19 protein-coding genes are annotated in these 13775 nt (G+C 36.8%); 12 read left to right on the forward strand and 7 right to left on the reverse strand.

Features of this window, described 5'->3' with window-relative positions:
- Positions 1 to 14: 14 nt before the first annotated feature.
- Positions 15 to 362, forward strand: coding sequence for a cupin domain-containing protein (locus tag WG906_RS06860; RefSeq protein ID WP_339991810.1), 348 nt, complete (start codon positions 15 to 17; stop codon positions 360 to 362).
- A gap of 83 nt (positions 363 to 445) precedes the next feature.
- Complete coding sequence (locus tag WG906_RS06865; protein ID WP_339991811.1) at positions 446 to 736, forward strand: hypothetical protein; 291 nt, start codon at positions 446 to 448, stop codon at positions 734 to 736.
- A 6-nt stretch (positions 737 to 742) separates the two neighbouring features.
- Here WG906_RS06865 and WG906_RS06870 read toward each other — a convergent pair whose 3' ends face one another.
- Positions 743 to 1156, reverse strand: a complete 414-nt coding sequence (locus WG906_RS06870) for a type II 3-dehydroquinate dehydratase (RefSeq protein ID WP_339991812.1) — start codon at positions 1154 to 1156, stop codon at positions 743 to 745.
- Positions 1157 to 1204: 48 nt separating this feature from the next.
- Here WG906_RS06870 and xerD point away from each other — a divergent pair, with 48 nt between their 5' ends.
- On the forward strand, positions 1205 to 2104 hold the full coding sequence (xerD, locus tag WG906_RS06875) for a site-specific tyrosine recombinase XerD (RefSeq protein WP_339991813.1): 900 nt from the start codon (positions 1205 to 1207) through the stop codon (positions 2102 to 2104).
- A 12-nt stretch (positions 2105 to 2116) separates the two neighbouring features.
- Here xerD and WG906_RS06880 read toward each other — a convergent pair whose 3' ends face one another.
- Together WG906_RS06880 and WG906_RS06885 are read right to left on the reverse strand one after the other, a co-directional pair.
- Positions 2117 to 3427 carry a nicotinamide mononucleotide adenylyltransferase gene (locus WG906_RS06880; RefSeq protein WP_339991814.1) on the reverse strand — a complete coding sequence of 437 codons (1311 nt, stop codon included), beginning with the start codon at positions 3425 to 3427 and terminating at the stop codon, positions 2117 to 2119.
- Between the two features lie 89 nt (positions 3428 to 3516).
- Positions 3517 to 3954 (reverse strand): Hsp20/alpha crystallin family protein, encoded by a 438-nt coding sequence (locus WG906_RS06885; protein ID WP_339991815.1) that lies wholly within the window; start codon positions 3952 to 3954, stop codon positions 3517 to 3519.
- A gap of 144 nt (positions 3955 to 4098) precedes the next feature.
- On the opposite strand from WG906_RS06885, the gene WG906_RS06890 reads away from it, so the two are divergent.
- Positions 4099 to 4545 carry an acyl-CoA thioesterase gene (locus WG906_RS06890; RefSeq protein ID WP_339991816.1) on the forward strand — a complete coding sequence of 149 codons (447 nt, stop codon included), beginning with the start codon at positions 4099 to 4101 and terminating at the stop codon, positions 4543 to 4545.
- Here WG906_RS06890 and WG906_RS06895 read toward each other — a convergent pair.
- The 3 genes from WG906_RS06895 to folB are packed head-to-tail and all read right to left on the reverse strand — an operon-like array spanning position 4513 to position 6947.
- The gene (locus WG906_RS06895) at positions 4513 to 5160 is read right to left on the reverse strand and encodes an MgtC/SapB family protein (protein ID WP_339991817.1); all 648 of its coding nucleotides are present in this window, start codon (positions 5158 to 5160) and stop codon (positions 4513 to 4515) included. The two genes, WG906_RS06890 and WG906_RS06895, sit on opposite strands and share 33 nt — an antisense overlap.
- A 24-nt stretch (positions 5161 to 5184) precedes the next feature.
- A complete protein-coding gene (locus WG906_RS06900; protein WP_339991819.1) occupies positions 5185 to 6582 on the reverse strand; it encodes an FAD-binding oxidoreductase in 1398 nt (465 codons plus the stop codon).
- Positions 6582 to 6947, reverse strand: coding sequence for a dihydroneopterin aldolase (gene folB, locus WG906_RS06905; RefSeq protein ID WP_339991820.1), 366 nt, complete (start codon positions 6945 to 6947; stop codon positions 6582 to 6584). Before folB ends, WG906_RS06900 begins: the two co-directional genes overlap by 1 nt.
- 250 nt (positions 6948 to 7197) lie before the next feature.
- Here folB and WG906_RS19445 point away from each other — a divergent pair, with 250 nt between their 5' ends.
- The 8 genes from WG906_RS19445 (at position 7198) to WG906_RS06940 (ending at position 12319) form a co-directional block, all read left to right on the forward strand.
- Positions 7198 to 7299: a hypothetical protein gene (locus WG906_RS19445; protein WP_431844465.1), complete on the forward strand. Its 102-nt coding sequence runs from the start codon at positions 7198 to 7200 to the stop codon at positions 7297 to 7299.
- 282 nt (positions 7300 to 7581) lie between these two features.
- Positions 7582 to 8571, forward strand: coding sequence for a hypothetical protein (locus WG906_RS06910; RefSeq protein ID WP_339991821.1), 990 nt, complete (start codon positions 7582 to 7584; stop codon positions 8569 to 8571).
- Positions 8568 to 9203: an SCO family protein gene (locus WG906_RS06915; RefSeq protein ID WP_339991822.1), complete on the forward strand. Its 636-nt coding sequence runs from the start codon at positions 8568 to 8570 to the stop codon at positions 9201 to 9203. The genes WG906_RS06910 and WG906_RS06915 overlap by 4 nt, the downstream gene beginning before the upstream one ends.
- The gene (locus WG906_RS06920; RefSeq protein ID WP_339991823.1) at positions 9203 to 9646 is read left to right on the forward strand and encodes a c-type cytochrome; all 444 of its coding nucleotides are present in this window, start codon (positions 9203 to 9205) and stop codon (positions 9644 to 9646) included. The genes WG906_RS06915 and WG906_RS06920 overlap by 1 nt, the downstream gene beginning before the upstream one ends.
- Positions 9633 to 9899 (forward strand): SemiSWEET family sugar transporter, encoded by a 267-nt coding sequence (locus WG906_RS06925; protein WP_339991824.1) that lies wholly within the window; start codon positions 9633 to 9635, stop codon positions 9897 to 9899. The genes WG906_RS06920 and WG906_RS06925 overlap by 14 nt, the downstream gene beginning before the upstream one ends.
- 128 nt (positions 9900 to 10027) lie before the next feature.
- On the forward strand, positions 10028 to 10339 hold the full coding sequence (locus WG906_RS06930; protein WP_339991825.1) for a hypothetical protein: 312 nt from the start codon (positions 10028 to 10030) through the stop codon (positions 10337 to 10339).
- Entirely contained in the window at positions 10340 to 10834 is a 495-nt protein-coding gene (locus WG906_RS06935; protein ID WP_339991826.1) for a DUF2231 domain-containing protein, read from the forward strand.
- A 135-nt stretch (positions 10835 to 10969) separates the two neighbouring features.
- Positions 10970 to 12319, forward strand: coding sequence for a DUF6089 family protein (locus WG906_RS06940; protein WP_339991827.1), 1350 nt, complete (start codon positions 10970 to 10972; stop codon positions 12317 to 12319).
- 87 nt (positions 12320 to 12406) lie between these two features.
- On the opposite strand, the gene WG906_RS06945 is transcribed toward WG906_RS06940, so the two are convergent.
- Positions 12407 to 13705 carry a DEAD/DEAH box helicase gene (locus tag WG906_RS06945; RefSeq protein WP_339991828.1) on the reverse strand — a complete coding sequence of 433 codons (1299 nt, stop codon included), beginning with the start codon at positions 13703 to 13705 and terminating at the stop codon, positions 12407 to 12409.
- Positions 13706 to 13775 lie beyond the last annotated feature (70 nt).

Here is a 13775-nt window from a genome sequence, read left to right on the forward strand (position 1 = left end):
TTTGCCCATATCTTATGCCAGTTCTACATTATAAAAACGCCGAAGTTCAGTATCCCGCAAAGGGAATAGAAAGAAGACTCGTGCACCTTGAGAAATTGCTTACCGCTGTTCTCGACTTCAGCAACGGTCCGCAGTCAGAGCCTGATCCTATGCATTCGCATCCGCATGAACAAACCAGCTACATCGCTGAGGGTGAAGTAATGTTTTTTATGGAAGGGGAAGAATCTCAGCATTTAAAGCCCGGAGATATGTTCTACGTGCCTTCGAATAAAATGCATTGTATCCAATTACTAACCGAAAAAGCAAGATTAATTGATAGCTTTTCTCCGGTTAGGGAAGATTTTATAAAGCCCGTGAGCTAAAAGATTAAAGGCAATCTGAGTCGATGATTAATGAAAGTTAAAACCTTCCCGGCAAAATTTTGTCTTTTGATAAAATACATATTATGCAGGCTTTTAAAACCCACTTCCCGATAAAAGGTGTGAGAACCGATATAACGGTGACACCTGTTGAAGCAAATATGTTCGCTATTGAACTGGAAAGTGCTGATGCTTTCGAAGAAGACCGGAATCCCAGAAAGGAAACAGTTTCCAGTAAGAATCCGCCAAATATGATTGTGCAAAAAACAAAATCTCAAGATTGGATCATCCTGGACGAGGGCACCTTTAACCTCAGTCAGGAAGATCTGCAGGAGCTTGGAAAAGCAATTGAAAGCAACTCGCCGGGATTGTTGTAATTTTATTTATAAAAAACTTTTCAGCGCCAGCTCATAGCTTTGTAAACCAAAACCGGTAATGATACCCTTACAGTTTTTCGCCATTAACGAAACATGGCGATAGTTTTCTCTGGCATAAACATTAGAAATATGCACTTCTACCACAGGTGTATTTATAGCAGCAATAGCATCAGCAATACCGATAGAAGTGTGTGTATAAGCCCCGGCGTTCATTACCACTCCATCAAAATTAAAACCAACTTCGTGTAATTTATTTATCAGTTCTCCTTCTATATTACTTTGATAGTAATGCAGCTCAATGGAATTATATTTTCCTTTCAGTTCATTAAAAAATGGTTCAAAACCGCTTTCGCCATAAATTGATTTTTCTCTTGTACCAAGGAGATTTAAGTTTGGGCCGTTAATGATTTGTATATTCATCGCTTCAAACTTAACTTTTTTTAACTTTATTTACTCTGAAAATTTCAAATGGCCGACTGGAACTCAGCATTAAAAGGTTTTAAAAGTTATATACGCTTGGAGCGATCATTGTCTGATAATACCGTGGAGGCCTACTTACGTGATGTTGAGAAACTTTATCAGTATACAGAAACCATAGGAAGCAAGTCACCGGATAAAATTGAGACAGAAGATCTGAAAAAATTCATTATCTGGATAAATGAACTGGGGATGCTTCCACCCACCCAGTCGAGGGTAATCTCCGGGATAAAAGCTTTTTATAAATATTTAATCATTGAAAATATTATTTCAAATGACCCGGCAATTTTAATCGAGAGTCCAAAAATTTCCCGGAAACTACCAGACACCTTAAGTATCATTGATATAAATAACCTAATTGCAGCGATTGATCATTCAAAAGCAGAAGGAATGCGAAACAAGGCTATGCTTGAAGTGCTTTATGGTTGTGGGTTAAGGGTTTCTGAACTCATTAACCTCAAAATATCTAACCTTCACCTGAATATTGAATTCATAAAAGTTACGGGAAAAGGTGATAAAGAACGTCTGGTGCCTATCGGAGCAGAAGCAGTTAAATACCTGAACATTTACATGAATGAACAACGGGTGCATTTAGATATTAAGCCCGGAAAAGAGGATTATGTATTTTTAAACCGAAGGGGGGCACCGTTAAGCCGGGTTATGGTTTTTATCATCATAAAAGATCTGGCGCAAAATATAGGCCTTAAAAAAAACATCAGTCCGCATACTTTTCGCCATTCGTTTGCCACACATTTAATTGAAGGCGGAGCCGATTTACGAGCGGTACAAGAAATGCTGGGACATGAAAGTATTACTACCACCGAAATTTACACACATTTAGACAGGGATTTCCTGCGCAATACTATTATTCAATTCCACCCCAGAAGCTGAGACTGATTATGTCTACACCGTTTTCACATCTTTAGTGTCGTAATTTTCTATATCAGTAATATAATTATTTCTGATTAAAAATTCAAAAAGAGGCTTTGCTTCTTCAGATACCGGCATATTACGGGTCGTAACAATTTCATTTGAAACCTTATCCAGATAAGGGTATGCGTATAGTTTTACATTCTTACTAAAAAGATCACTAACATATGCCAGTAATTCGTCCGTATAATTATCAGGGAAACTTGAGGAATCGAATATCCGTTTAAGGTTAGCAATGTTAGTTGATATTCCCACGCTATTAGGCCTGCATCTGGAAAGATACTGAGCTAATTTATGGTTCCTGGTAAAATTCGATACAATTACATTATTTCCGGTAGCGGTAAGCTCTTCTGCCTTTTGTGCAAATTCCTCCAGATCTTCTGTACTCAACTCTTTTACTTCACCAAGCATATTCGACATCAGCACCTCAATCATCACCACAATATTATTATCTGTAATGTTTTGAGAATGTTTGAATTGTTCTACGGCACTATTAAATAGGTCAAAGTTAGGAATTGACTTTTGCTTATACTTAGTCCTTAATATCATGATATCTTTTTTGTAAAGAAGATCATTTGACTGACAGGCGCTGGCATTCTTATCAAAGATCGCTGCACTTGAAAATCCTTTGGCTATTAGGTACAAATTGACCAGTCTGTCGTTAGCTTTCTGAAAAACCGGTCCCCTCAGATTAATAACATCAATTTCTACCGATCCGAGTGAAAGGTTATCGACTAATGACTCTATCATCATTTGTACATCATGCCTTAAAAAGTATGCTCCGTAAACTAAATTAACACCAATTATTCCCAACACATTTTGCTGTAAGGTCGAATCGCTGTCTAATAAACGAACATGAAAAATAATGTCATTTGCCTCGCCCCCTGCGGAAGCCTGAAATCTGACACCCATCCAGCCATGAGGATCGTTGGTTTTATTGAAGTTTAAAGTAGTTACAGTATTAGCAAAGGCAAAAAAGCTTCTGCCTTTATATTTTTCATCTGTTAATCTTTCGGTAAGGAGTGAAAATTCATGGCTGAGCATTTTTTGTAAACGAGACTTGCTTACATATCGTCCCGATTCCTCGATTCCATAAATAGAATTACTAAAAACCATATCATAAGCCGACATCGTTTTCGCAACCGTTCCCGAAGCCGCCCCGGCAGTGAAAAAATTACGGGCAACTTCCTGGCCTGCACCTATTTCAGCAAATGTTCCATAAATATTTTCATCCAGATTGATTTTTAATGCCTTTCTTTTTGTTTCAGGAATTTCTCTAACCATGTCCAAACTTACAAAAATTGAAACAAGAGAAATAAAAAAAAGCGCTGTTTTCTTCCTAAAACAGCGCTTTTTTCGGCCAACAACCTATTTTATTTGATTGAGATTTCTCTTGTTAATGATTTAGCTTCTTCCTTTTTAGCTACTTTAATAGTTAAAATACCATCAGCATACTCAGCATTAATATTTTCCTGATCTGCTGTTTCAGGTAAAGTGAATGAGCGTACAAAAGAAGAGTAGCTGTATTCCCGTTTATTGTATCTTTTGCTTTCCTGAGTGTTTTCAGATTTCTTCTCAGCAGAAATACTTAACACATATTTATCCAGGTTAATTTTAAAGTCTTCTTTCTTTAAGCCGGGTGCAGCTAACTCAATATGAAAATCGTTTTCAGTTTCAGCAATATTAACTGCCGGAACCTTGGTTGTCAGACGGTCTGAAATAAATGAATCATTAAAAACCGATTCAAAAACATCATTAAATGGGTTTAAAACATTGCTTTTACCTCCATTTGAAAATTTCACAAGTGTCATTTTTAAATCCTCCTTTTAGTTTTTTATTGTTATCTATTCATAAAATATCAAGCTGTATACCAAAAACATATTCAGAAAAAAAACGTTAAGGATTAAGTCAGATTGACATTTACTAAGAATTATATACCGACAAAATTTCATTCAATGAACCTAGACCTTTTTCATTATAAGACATATATTCCTGTTCGTTTTGGAGATCTAAATGCCTTTGGCATTGTAAACAACAATATCTATCTGACTTATTTTGAAATTGCTCATACAGAATACTGGAAAAAAATAATTCAGTGGGAAAGTAAATCTAAAGGTCTGATTATCGGAAAAGCAGAAATCAATTATCTTAAGCCCATTGAGTTTAATGATGAAGTATATGCTTATGTCAGGACAGCGAGGATTGGCAACTGCAGTTTTGATGTGGAATATGCATTAATTAAATTGAAACCCGAGGGAGAGGTATTGTGTACCACCGGCAAAACAGTATGTATATTTTATGATTTTGCCGAAGGTAAGCCTGCCGCTATCCCTGAGGTTCAGCGAGAGAAAATGATTGCTTTTGAGGCACTAAGTGAGGAAAACATCTTGTACAAAATGTAATTGAACAAGCTCTTCATTAAATCTGGCCAAACGCTTTTTGCCGCCGGAAACTTCCAGTACGACGTGCATTTTACCTCCCTGTTTGGTAAGCTTCAAACGTTTAAAGTTAAGTTTATGGCCTTTTACAAGCTGTTCCAGATCTACCAGGCTGGTTAATAAATCGTCCTTGAATGTAATATTAAAGACCTTTCTTGTATAAAAAATATCGAGTAAAACTTCAAGCCAACTGAATAATGAAAGAACTCCGATTATAACAAGAGTTAAAATTATAGACAATGTAAAGTTGGCTATGCCAATAAGCATTCCCAAGGATGCAACTACCCATATTACAGACGCAGTAGTTAAACCTTTAACAGAAAGGCCATCCTTAAATATAACCCCTGCACCTATAAATCCGATTCCGGTTATAATATTCGCTGCAATTCTATCGTCGCTAAGATTACCCGCTTTTTGAGAGACAATAGTAAAAATGGTTGCTCCGAGGCAAATTAAGATCATGGTCCGGAGACCTGCAGATTTATTTTTATACTCCCGCTCAAAACCAACAATACTACCGCAGATTACCGATAAGCCAATTTTAATTAAATCGATGTTAACTAGATCCCAATGCAGCATCGCAATTTATTTTGTGAACAATCATTAAAAAATCTTCCCCGGATTAAGAATACCGTTCGGATCAAAAACTTGTTTTATTCCACGCATAATATTTAAGTGAACTTCAGAAAATTTAATCGGCATAAATTCTCTTTGAACCAGCCCTATTCCATGTTCACCCGAGATGGTTCCTCCAAGAGAAACGGTTAATTCAAAAATTTCACGAATCCCGTCTTTGAGCCTATTTGTCCAATCTTCATCACTCATACTTCCCTTTATAATATTTATATGAAGGTTTCCGTCTCCGGCATGACCGTAACAAATAGATTGAAAACCATATTTACCGCCAATTTCTTTAATTCCATGAATTAATTGAGGCAACTCGGCCCTTGGTACCACTGTGTCTTCTTCTTTATAAATTGAGTTCGATTTTACAGATACAGGCATAACTCTGCGAATACGCCATAGATCTTCTTTCTGAGCAGATGTATCCGCAAATAAAACATCAAGGCACCCATTCATCTCCAGAACTTCATTTATTTTCTCGCATTCAGAAAAAAGCACATCCATATTATTGCCGTCGACTTCTATTAAAAGAAAGGCTGCAGCACCTTCTTTTATGTCAAACTGAATATTGTCATACTCTGTAACCCACTCTACTCCTCTTCGTTCCATAAATTCTAAGGCCGAAGGGATAATGCCCGCTCTGAAAATGGCTGAAACTGCCGAACATGCCTGTTCATTGCTTGGAAACGCAGCCATCATCAAAACATCATGTGTAGGTCGTGGAATGAGTTTTACAACAATTTTTGTAATAATACCCAATGTACCCTCCGAGCCTATCATCAATTGAGTAAGGCTATAACCTGAGGCATTTTTAAGAGTATTGGCCCCTGTCCAGATTATCTCGCCCGAAGGCAGTACAACTTCTAAATTAAGCACATACTCACGTATTGTTCCATATTTAACCACCCGTGGACCACCGGAACCATGAGCCATATTTCCACCCATAAAACAACTTCCCTTACTGGAAGGATCTACCGGATAAAGAAGCCCTTTTTCTGCGACGGAATCCATAAAAACCTGCGTTATTACTCCTGGTTCTAAGGTCGCCTGTAAATTGCGCTCATCTATTTGTAAGATTTTATTCAACTTTTCCAGAGACAGTAAAACGCCGCCATGAACAGGGAGCGCCCCCCCGGATAAGCCAGTACCTCCTCCCCGCGCAGTAATGGGAATATTATGCCCGTTACAAAGCTTTAACAACAATGAAATTTGTTCGGGAGAATCAGGTTTTACTACAACCTCAGGATAAAACTGAAGGTCTTCTGTTTCATCATGGCTGTAATCTTCCATATCTGTCTGCAAAGCAATAATGTTTTCATTACCAACTATTGAAGATATTTGGAGGAGTATATTTTCAGATATTTTATTAAAAGTCATTATTTGGAATAGGTTAATTCTACCAATGAATTTTTCACTTCTCCTTTAACAGGAAGGTTTAATTTTCTTATGCTCACTTTAACAGTATCAGGCTGCGAAAACTCGGCAACAATCGTTTTTATAATCCGATGTGCAACAGTTTCTAAAAGTTTTTTAGGAGTCTTCATTTCAGCAGCAGTTATTTCAAAAAGGCGTTCATAATTCACTGTATCCGACAGCTCATCACTCAAGTTTTCCAAAACAGGCATTACAATTTCAACATCTACTATAAAATCATTCCCTACCTTTTGTTCCTCAGAATAATATCCATGGTAGGCAAAGAACCGAATGCCTTCTAATGCAACTTTTTGATTTATGTTAGACATGCAGCAAATTTAATTTTTTACATTAAACATTGAGATGTAATTACAAATATCCTTGTTTTTAACTCTTCGAAGCTATAGATTTGCACCATTCCATGTTTATCCGTCTTACAAGTATCTTGCTAATTTTTGTGTTGCTTTCGGCAAGCAGCACTCAGCTGGTATTTTTTGCCGGTTATCAACTAAATAAAGAATACATTTCAAAAGTTCTCTGCGAAAATAAGGCGAAGCCCAAGCTTCAGTGTAAAGGAAAGTGTTATCTCAGCAAAAAGATAAGTCAGGCAGAAGAAAAGGATCAGAAGCAAGGTGCAATTTCAAAAAACACATTGGAAGTTTTCATTACCCAACATTCTGATTTCCGCTGCTTTACGTTTCAAACAGAAGAATATCTTATATATCCTAATACTTCATATTGCTTTTTATCTGTTATCACGATATTTCAACCTCCCAGGGTTTAATTCAGTATCATTATTTACAAAGTCGTTTAAGCCCTTTCTCAAAAATCAAGAACTGACTGATTAATGAGGAAATAGTAACACATTTGCTGCTTAAACCAGACCTGTTGCAGTTTTTCTAAATAAACAATATAATCTTTTGTTAAGGAGACTAAATATTCTATTGAGTTAAAATTAAAAAAATGAATTATCTAAGATATACTATAATTAGCTTATTATTTTTAAATTCTACTTCTGCGTTCTCCTGTGATATTTGCGGATGTTTTATGGGAATCACCCCATATGATAATCAAAGTAACATCGGGGTATTGTACCGTTACCGTTCTTTCAATGGGTATGAAGGAATGAATCATGATCTCTTACCTTCAAACTCGAACTTCTTTATTCCTTCTGATGCAGACGGAACCGTACCTCACCATCATCACGGAGATCCGAGTGATTATGAAATTTTCAGAACCATGGAAATAAGGGGCCGTTATTTTATCCATCAACGCGTTGAATTAAACGCTATCGTTCCATACAATTCTAATTCATATAATTTTCATGGCAATACAACCACGCTTTCGGGCTTGGGAGATGTAAATGTCTATGGAGGATATCACCTAATTAGAAAACTTCAGGCTACCGGAATTAACCAGCGACTTATTGCAGGAGCGGGATTAAAAATACCTAGCGGGAAACATGATCTAAAGAATAATGCCGGTGACAGGTTTTTACTTTTAAATCAACCCGGAACTGGCAGTACAGATGGATTTATCTACCTGAATTATATGGTAGGATATAAGAAAATGGGCCTGAGCTGGAATGCTTCTTATAAATTCAACGGACAAAATAATTTAAACGAAAGCATTGCCAATAGCACGACACAATTTGTTAACCTATTTTATACTATGCCTATTGGGAAAAACTTTAAAGCCGTCCCCTCTATCCAAACTTTTTATGAATATTCAAAAGGTGAAAAGCTTAACAGCATTTTAACCGGAGAACATGAAATGAATAATTTAATGACAGGTTTAGGCTTAGACTTATTTTATAAAAACATAGCTTTGAACACGGGATTTCAATTAAACGCATATAGTGCCCCTACAGAACACCTTAAAAGTGCGGGAAAGGTACACTTTGGAATTACTTACAACTTCAATCAGCTCTATTACTTAATAAATAAAAAATGAAGATTAACCTTATTATAGCAGCCAGCTTTATTTTGCTGGCCGCTTGTAACACCTCAGAAAAACGTCTTCCTATTTTAGGCGAGCGCGAGCCTGTTGAAAAGATAATTGATGGTAAAACAGTTACAGATACTATTTATCAAACAATTCCTGATTTTAGATTCATAAACCAGGATAGTTCCATATTAACCCAAAAAGATTTTGAAGGAAAGATTTATGTAGCTGATTTCTTTTTCACTTCCTGTACCTCCATATGTCCGGTTATGCATAGAAATATGCTTAAAGTTTACGAAGAATTTAAAGGAAACAGTTCGGTAAAAATCCTTTCACACACTATCGATTTTAAATATGACACACCTTCCCGATTAAAAAACTACGCAAATAAGTTAGGAATAACAGGAGATCAATGGCAATTTGCTAAGGGATCAAAAGACTCTGTTTACACTCTTGCAGAAAAAAAATACCTTGTAGCTGTTTCAGAAGACAAAACTGCAACTGACGGATTCATTCATCAGGGTTGGTTTATTTTGGTTGATAAGGAAAGACGACTTCGGGGTGCTTACGATGGAACTAAATCTGACCAGGTTGATCAACTGATTCAAGATATGAAAACATTACTGGCAGAATACAATTAATGCGCAAATCAATTCTATTTTTCACCATCAGCCTGTTTGTTTGTGCTTTTATAACAGATTCCTGCCAAAGCGAACAGGAATTAAACTACGCACGTTATTATAGCAACGGCAAGCAGATTTACGAACAACATTGTCAGAATTGCCACGGTAATGATGGCAAAGGCTTAGCTAAATTATACCCGCCGTTAAACGATTCAATTTTCCTGAAAAACAACAAGTCAAAGCTGGCATGTATTATAAGATATGGCTCTGACGATACGATTTCTATAAATGGTATTGAATTTTCAAACAAAATGCCGGCCGAATCTCATCTCGCCGACATTGATATAGCAGCTGTAATAACCTATGTAACTAATTCTTTTGGAAACAAGCAAGGCTTTTATACTGTTTCTAATGCTGCATGTGACTTAAAGGCGTGCAAAGATCTGAATGGAGATAAGTAATGAAATTATAGGTTTGATCGCCGGTGTACTTACATCAACCGCAATGATTCCTCAGTTGGTAAAAACCATCAAAGAAAAAAATGCAGACCATATTTCGCCTTTAATGGTAATTATTTTAATACTTGGCACCGGGAGCTGGACTTATTATGGTGTTATAAAAGATGACCTACCGATAATTTTCACTAATGCATTTTCAGCCCTGGTAAATACTACGATGCTTTTTTTTAAAATAAAGTTCGCACAGAAAAATTGAAACACTATACTAAAAGCATGATTTCGCCCTTCCTCGGTTTAAGAAACCTTAATTACATAAAAGTTAAGACTTGTTTGAATTTCACAAACTTTTCAGCAATTTGCTGTTTTACATTAAACCAATTCAATATGAAAAATTTAAAAACACTTGCTATTGCAGCATCAATGTCACTAATGTTCGCATGCGGTGAAAAAACCGATGTTGTTGAGTCAGGCACCTACACCGGCACAATAAATGAAGTAGAAGCAGACAAGTCTGAAATTTATGTAAAAACAGATGACGGCAAACTATTGGAACTTTATTTTACAGATTCTACCAGCCTGACAAAAAATGATGAAAAGGTTGCTTTTGATCAGTTAGCCGAAGGCAAAAAAGTTGAAGTTGATGTTGAAAAAGTTGGCAATAAATTAGATCCTAAGGCGGTTAGAATTTTGGAATAAATGCCTGAATCGTTATTTGAGCGTGAAGAAATCTGGCACCCCTTAAGTGTACATTTCCCTGTTGCACTTTTACTTTTCGCGACCATAATTCATTTGATAGCTTTATTTTTAAAAGAGCGTCGAAAAGAAATGTGGGAATTTTCAGGGAGCCTGTTACTTTATAGCGGCTCCCTTCTTGCCTGGTTTTCAATTTATACCGGCGATATTGCAGACGGAGTTGTGGGCCGAACGATCTGTGATCCCACGGTGCTTAAAAGTCATGAAATTGCTGCTTTTACGATGGCATATCTGTTTACCTCGGCTTCCGTAGGGAATCTTTTACTTGTATTTGTTAAGTTGAATGAAAAATTGTTGCTACCTCTCAAATATTTAGTAGTTATCTTAACGCTTGCAGGCTCTGGATATCTTATATACACGGGTCATCTCGGTGCAAGCCTTGTTTACCAGCAGGGTGCAGGAGTAATTAAACCCTCATCAGATTGCAGTGACTTCTAAACTGATCAGATCTTTAATCAGCGCTTAAAATTCTTAACATTTAAAACAACACTACCAACTACTGGTTATACTTCGTATAAAACATTCACACAATCAAATCAAAAAATCAAATTGTTTTGAATCAATCAAGTACATATGAAATTAAATTATTTAAAAATCTCATTCCTTTCATTAACAACTCTATTTACAGCAAATGTAATTGGCCAGGAAAATGCGGGTAATTATGTTGCTCCTTTTTCTCCTGCCAGTTCATTTAGTACATGGTCGCTGGGAATAAATGCAGGAGCATTAGCGCCTATAGTCCCTTTTGGGAAAAATGACTTTACTAACTGGGAGACTGACCTCGGTTATGGAGCTTATATCAAAAAGCAATTAAGTCATACATTTAGTTTACAGGCTAATTTCCTTCGCGGTAAGCTACATGCAGACAATGAAAATAAGTTGGGAAATGGATCTACCCCAACCAGTCCAAATAAATCTTTTGAAACAGAAATACATGCAGCAGGAAGTTTAAATGCCAACCTAAGCATCGGTAATTTTTACTGGCTCAACAGAAAAAGTATGATAAGTCCCTATCTTACAGCAGGAGCAGGCCTAATGTCGTACAAACCGGTTATCACTTCTGCTGCCGGCGTAACTTCAGAATATAAACCCAATGATCCAATCGAAGAAGTATTTATTCCGGTTGGAGCAGGTGTAAAAATCGGCCTATCCCGTTCTGTTAATCTTGATTTAGCTTACACCATGAATTTTGTAGATGCAGATAATCTGGATGGCCAGCATAACGGTCCCCAAAACGATAAATTTTCTTACGCAAATGCAGGTCTTGAATTTGCTTTCGGAGCAAAATCCAAACCTCAGCTTGCAACATACAATCCTGCTGCAGCATTAGAATACGATTATATAAAACGTAATAAGGATCTGTCTGATCAGCTAAGTGCCGAGCGTGCGAATAGTGCTGCTCAACTTCAGCAAATGGCAACTGATTGGGCCAGATTTAAAAGTGATGAAGATAAAGACGGTGTTTCTGATTTCTTTGATAAATGTCCGGGGACACCAGCAGGAACTCAGGTTGATGGTGCAGGATGCCCGCTACAGGTAACTGTTAATAATCCTGTTCGGGTTATTGTAACCGAAGAAGACAGAAAAGTAGTTGCCGAGGCAATTAAAAATCTTGAATTCGATTTCGGAAAATCTACGATTCGCTCTTCCTCTTTCCCTAGTTTAAAAAGAGTTGCTGATTTGCTGGTAACAAAAAATTTCAGTTTAAAACTGGCCGGACATACCGATAATGTAGGCAGTGATGCTGCAAATCTTAAATTATCAAAAGACAGGGCAGAATCAGTTAAATCCTATTTAGTTAGTCAAGGAGCTAATCCTTCCCGTATTGAAGCTACTGGTTATGGAGAAAGCCAGCCGATTGAAACAAATGCTACAAATGCAGGCCGTCAGAAAAACAGACGCGTTGAATTCACTTTGTATTAAGAAGCCAATAGTATATAGATAAAAGAGAGGCTGTTTCAAATCGAAACAGCCTCTCTTTTTTTCCTGACAAATGCTGAACAGGAAAAATCAATGATTCTTCTTCTTATTCATTTTTGCTTTTAAACCAGAGCTGTAATTATAATCCTTAGAATTACTTGCCTTTTTTTCATGAAATGCTGCTCCCTTTTCTTCTACAGGACTTTGCACTTTTGTTGTCTTAGGCTTCTTACTCTCAGTATCCTTTGGCTCAACATCAATTATTAGATTTTCAGGCAATTCTGCAACCTGGATACGTTGGCCAATAGACTGTTCTATCTTTCGAACCATTGGCAGTTCAAGATCTGTAGTAAAAGTTATAGCAATTGTTTGATCATCAGAACTATTTTGCAAAATCCTGCTGATAAATTCTTCCTTCTCATGGGGTAATTCTGCCTGGATCATAAACGGAATTCCTGTCAGATTAAGATGGAGTTTTAACTCATTAGCAACAAGAAGAACCCGGACGGTTTCATTATCATAAAAATCGTCGATGCTGCTTACACCATGCGATTCAAAAAATATCGGATTCAGTATCGCCACCTCATCCTTAAGAGTCATCTTTAAATGATTATATACTTTTTCGGCGGTTAAACGAGTATTTACAAACACCACAGTTTTTGTAAATACCTCTGAATCATTTAGCAGCAAACTTAACAGGTTCACTTTGGTCCGAAAGTTGGGAACATGATATAAAAGCTGCTGATGTGTTTGTACTGCGGTTTCACCCAACTCTTCAATCTCGAGTATAAAAGGCTCTTTTATAAAAGGACTTATCATTTTATTCAGCCTTTCGTGCATTACTTCTGCAAATATTAAATGCTGACATTTGGTAATACTGTTAGCCAACTCTACCACCGGTAATTGCAAACCCTGTTTAACTATCACCTCTGCATCATCAACGACGAACATAATGATCTTATTAAGATTCAGACCCAGCTTGAGGTAAAGCGCCCTAGCTCTATCAGGAGTAGCTACAACAATATCGCATCCATCGGCCAGATCATTCATCTGGCTTTCAATACCAGGTGCGGCATATAAACCTACAATCCGTATAGTTTTATTTTTATTTAATAACTCAAATTGCTCTATTACAGAAAGAACCCTTTCTTTATCGGGAACCAGAATTAAAGCACGGGGGGCATCTTCAAAACCGTTTTTCAATTTGGTTAAAACCCCTAAGATATAGGTACTGGTTTTTCCGCAGCCTTCAGGCCCTATCGCAATTATGTCCTGTCCGCCTATAATGCGCGTCATTGTTTTAACCTGAACTTCTTTAGGAGTAATAAACCCGGCATCTGTTATAGAGCGTACTAATGATTTATTAAGCTTTAATTTTTCTAACCACACAACTTCAAAAATTTAAAATTTGTGCAATTTAAGTATAAGAAGTTCAGAAATCATTATTTATGTAGTATGA

It is taken from the genome of Pedobacter superstes (assembly GCF_037622515.1).
Taxonomy (GTDB): domain Bacteria; phylum Bacteroidota; class Bacteroidia; order Sphingobacteriales; family Sphingobacteriaceae; genus Paradesertivirga; species Paradesertivirga superstes.

Excerpts from the sequence above, each read along its gene's own strand:
- xerD (WP_339991813.1), top strand. The coding sequence starts at position 1,205 with ATGGCCGACTGGAACTCAGCATTAAAAGGTTTTAAAAGTTATATACGC.
- WG906_RS06885 (WP_339991815.1), bottom strand. The coding sequence starts at position 3,954 with ATGACACTTGTGAAATTTTCAAATGGAGGTAAAAGCAATGTTTTAAAC.
- WG906_RS06890 (WP_339991816.1), top strand. The coding sequence starts at position 4,099 with ATGAACCTAGACCTTTTTCATTATAAGACATATATTCCTGTTCGTTTT.
- WG906_RS06915 (WP_339991822.1), top strand. The coding sequence starts at position 8,568 with ATGAAGATTAACCTTATTATAGCAGCCAGCTTTATTTTGCTGGCCGCT.
- WG906_RS06925 (WP_339991824.1), top strand. The coding sequence starts at position 9,633 with ATGGAGATAAGTAATGAAATTATAGGTTTGATCGCCGGTGTACTTACA.
- WG906_RS06860 (WP_339991810.1), top strand. The coding sequence starts at position 15 with ATGCCAGTTCTACATTATAAAAACGCCGAAGTTCAGTATCCCGCAAAG.
- folB (WP_339991820.1), bottom strand. The coding sequence starts at position 6,947 with ATGTCTAACATAAATCAAAAAGTTGCATTAGAAGGCATTCGGTTCTTT.
- WG906_RS06930 (WP_339991825.1), top strand. The coding sequence starts at position 10,028 with ATGAAAAATTTAAAAACACTTGCTATTGCAGCATCAATGTCACTAATG.
- WG906_RS06935 (WP_339991826.1), top strand. The coding sequence starts at position 10,340 with ATGCCTGAATCGTTATTTGAGCGTGAAGAAATCTGGCACCCCTTAAGT.
- WG906_RS06900 (WP_339991819.1), bottom strand. The coding sequence starts at position 6,582 with ATGACTTTTAATAAAATATCTGAAAATATACTCCTCCAAATATCTTCA.
- WG906_RS06940 (WP_339991827.1), top strand. The coding sequence starts at position 10,970 with ATGAAATTAAATTATTTAAAAATCTCATTCCTTTCATTAACAACTCTA.
- WG906_RS06870 (WP_339991812.1), bottom strand. The coding sequence starts at position 1,156 with ATGAATATACAAATCATTAACGGCCCAAACTTAAATCTCCTTGGTACA.
- WG906_RS06865 (WP_339991811.1), top strand. The coding sequence starts at position 446 with ATGCAGGCTTTTAAAACCCACTTCCCGATAAAAGGTGTGAGAACCGAT.
- WG906_RS06920 (WP_339991823.1), top strand. The coding sequence starts at position 9,203 with ATGCGCAAATCAATTCTATTTTTCACCATCAGCCTGTTTGTTTGTGCT.
- WG906_RS06895 (WP_339991817.1), bottom strand. The coding sequence starts at position 5,160 with ATGCTGCATTGGGATCTAGTTAACATCGATTTAATTAAAATTGGCTTA.
- WG906_RS06910 (WP_339991821.1), top strand. The coding sequence starts at position 7,582 with ATGAATTATCTAAGATATACTATAATTAGCTTATTATTTTTAAATTCT.
- WG906_RS06880 (WP_339991814.1), bottom strand. The coding sequence starts at position 3,427 with ATGGTTAGAGAAATTCCTGAAACAAAAAGAAAGGCATTAAAAATCAAT.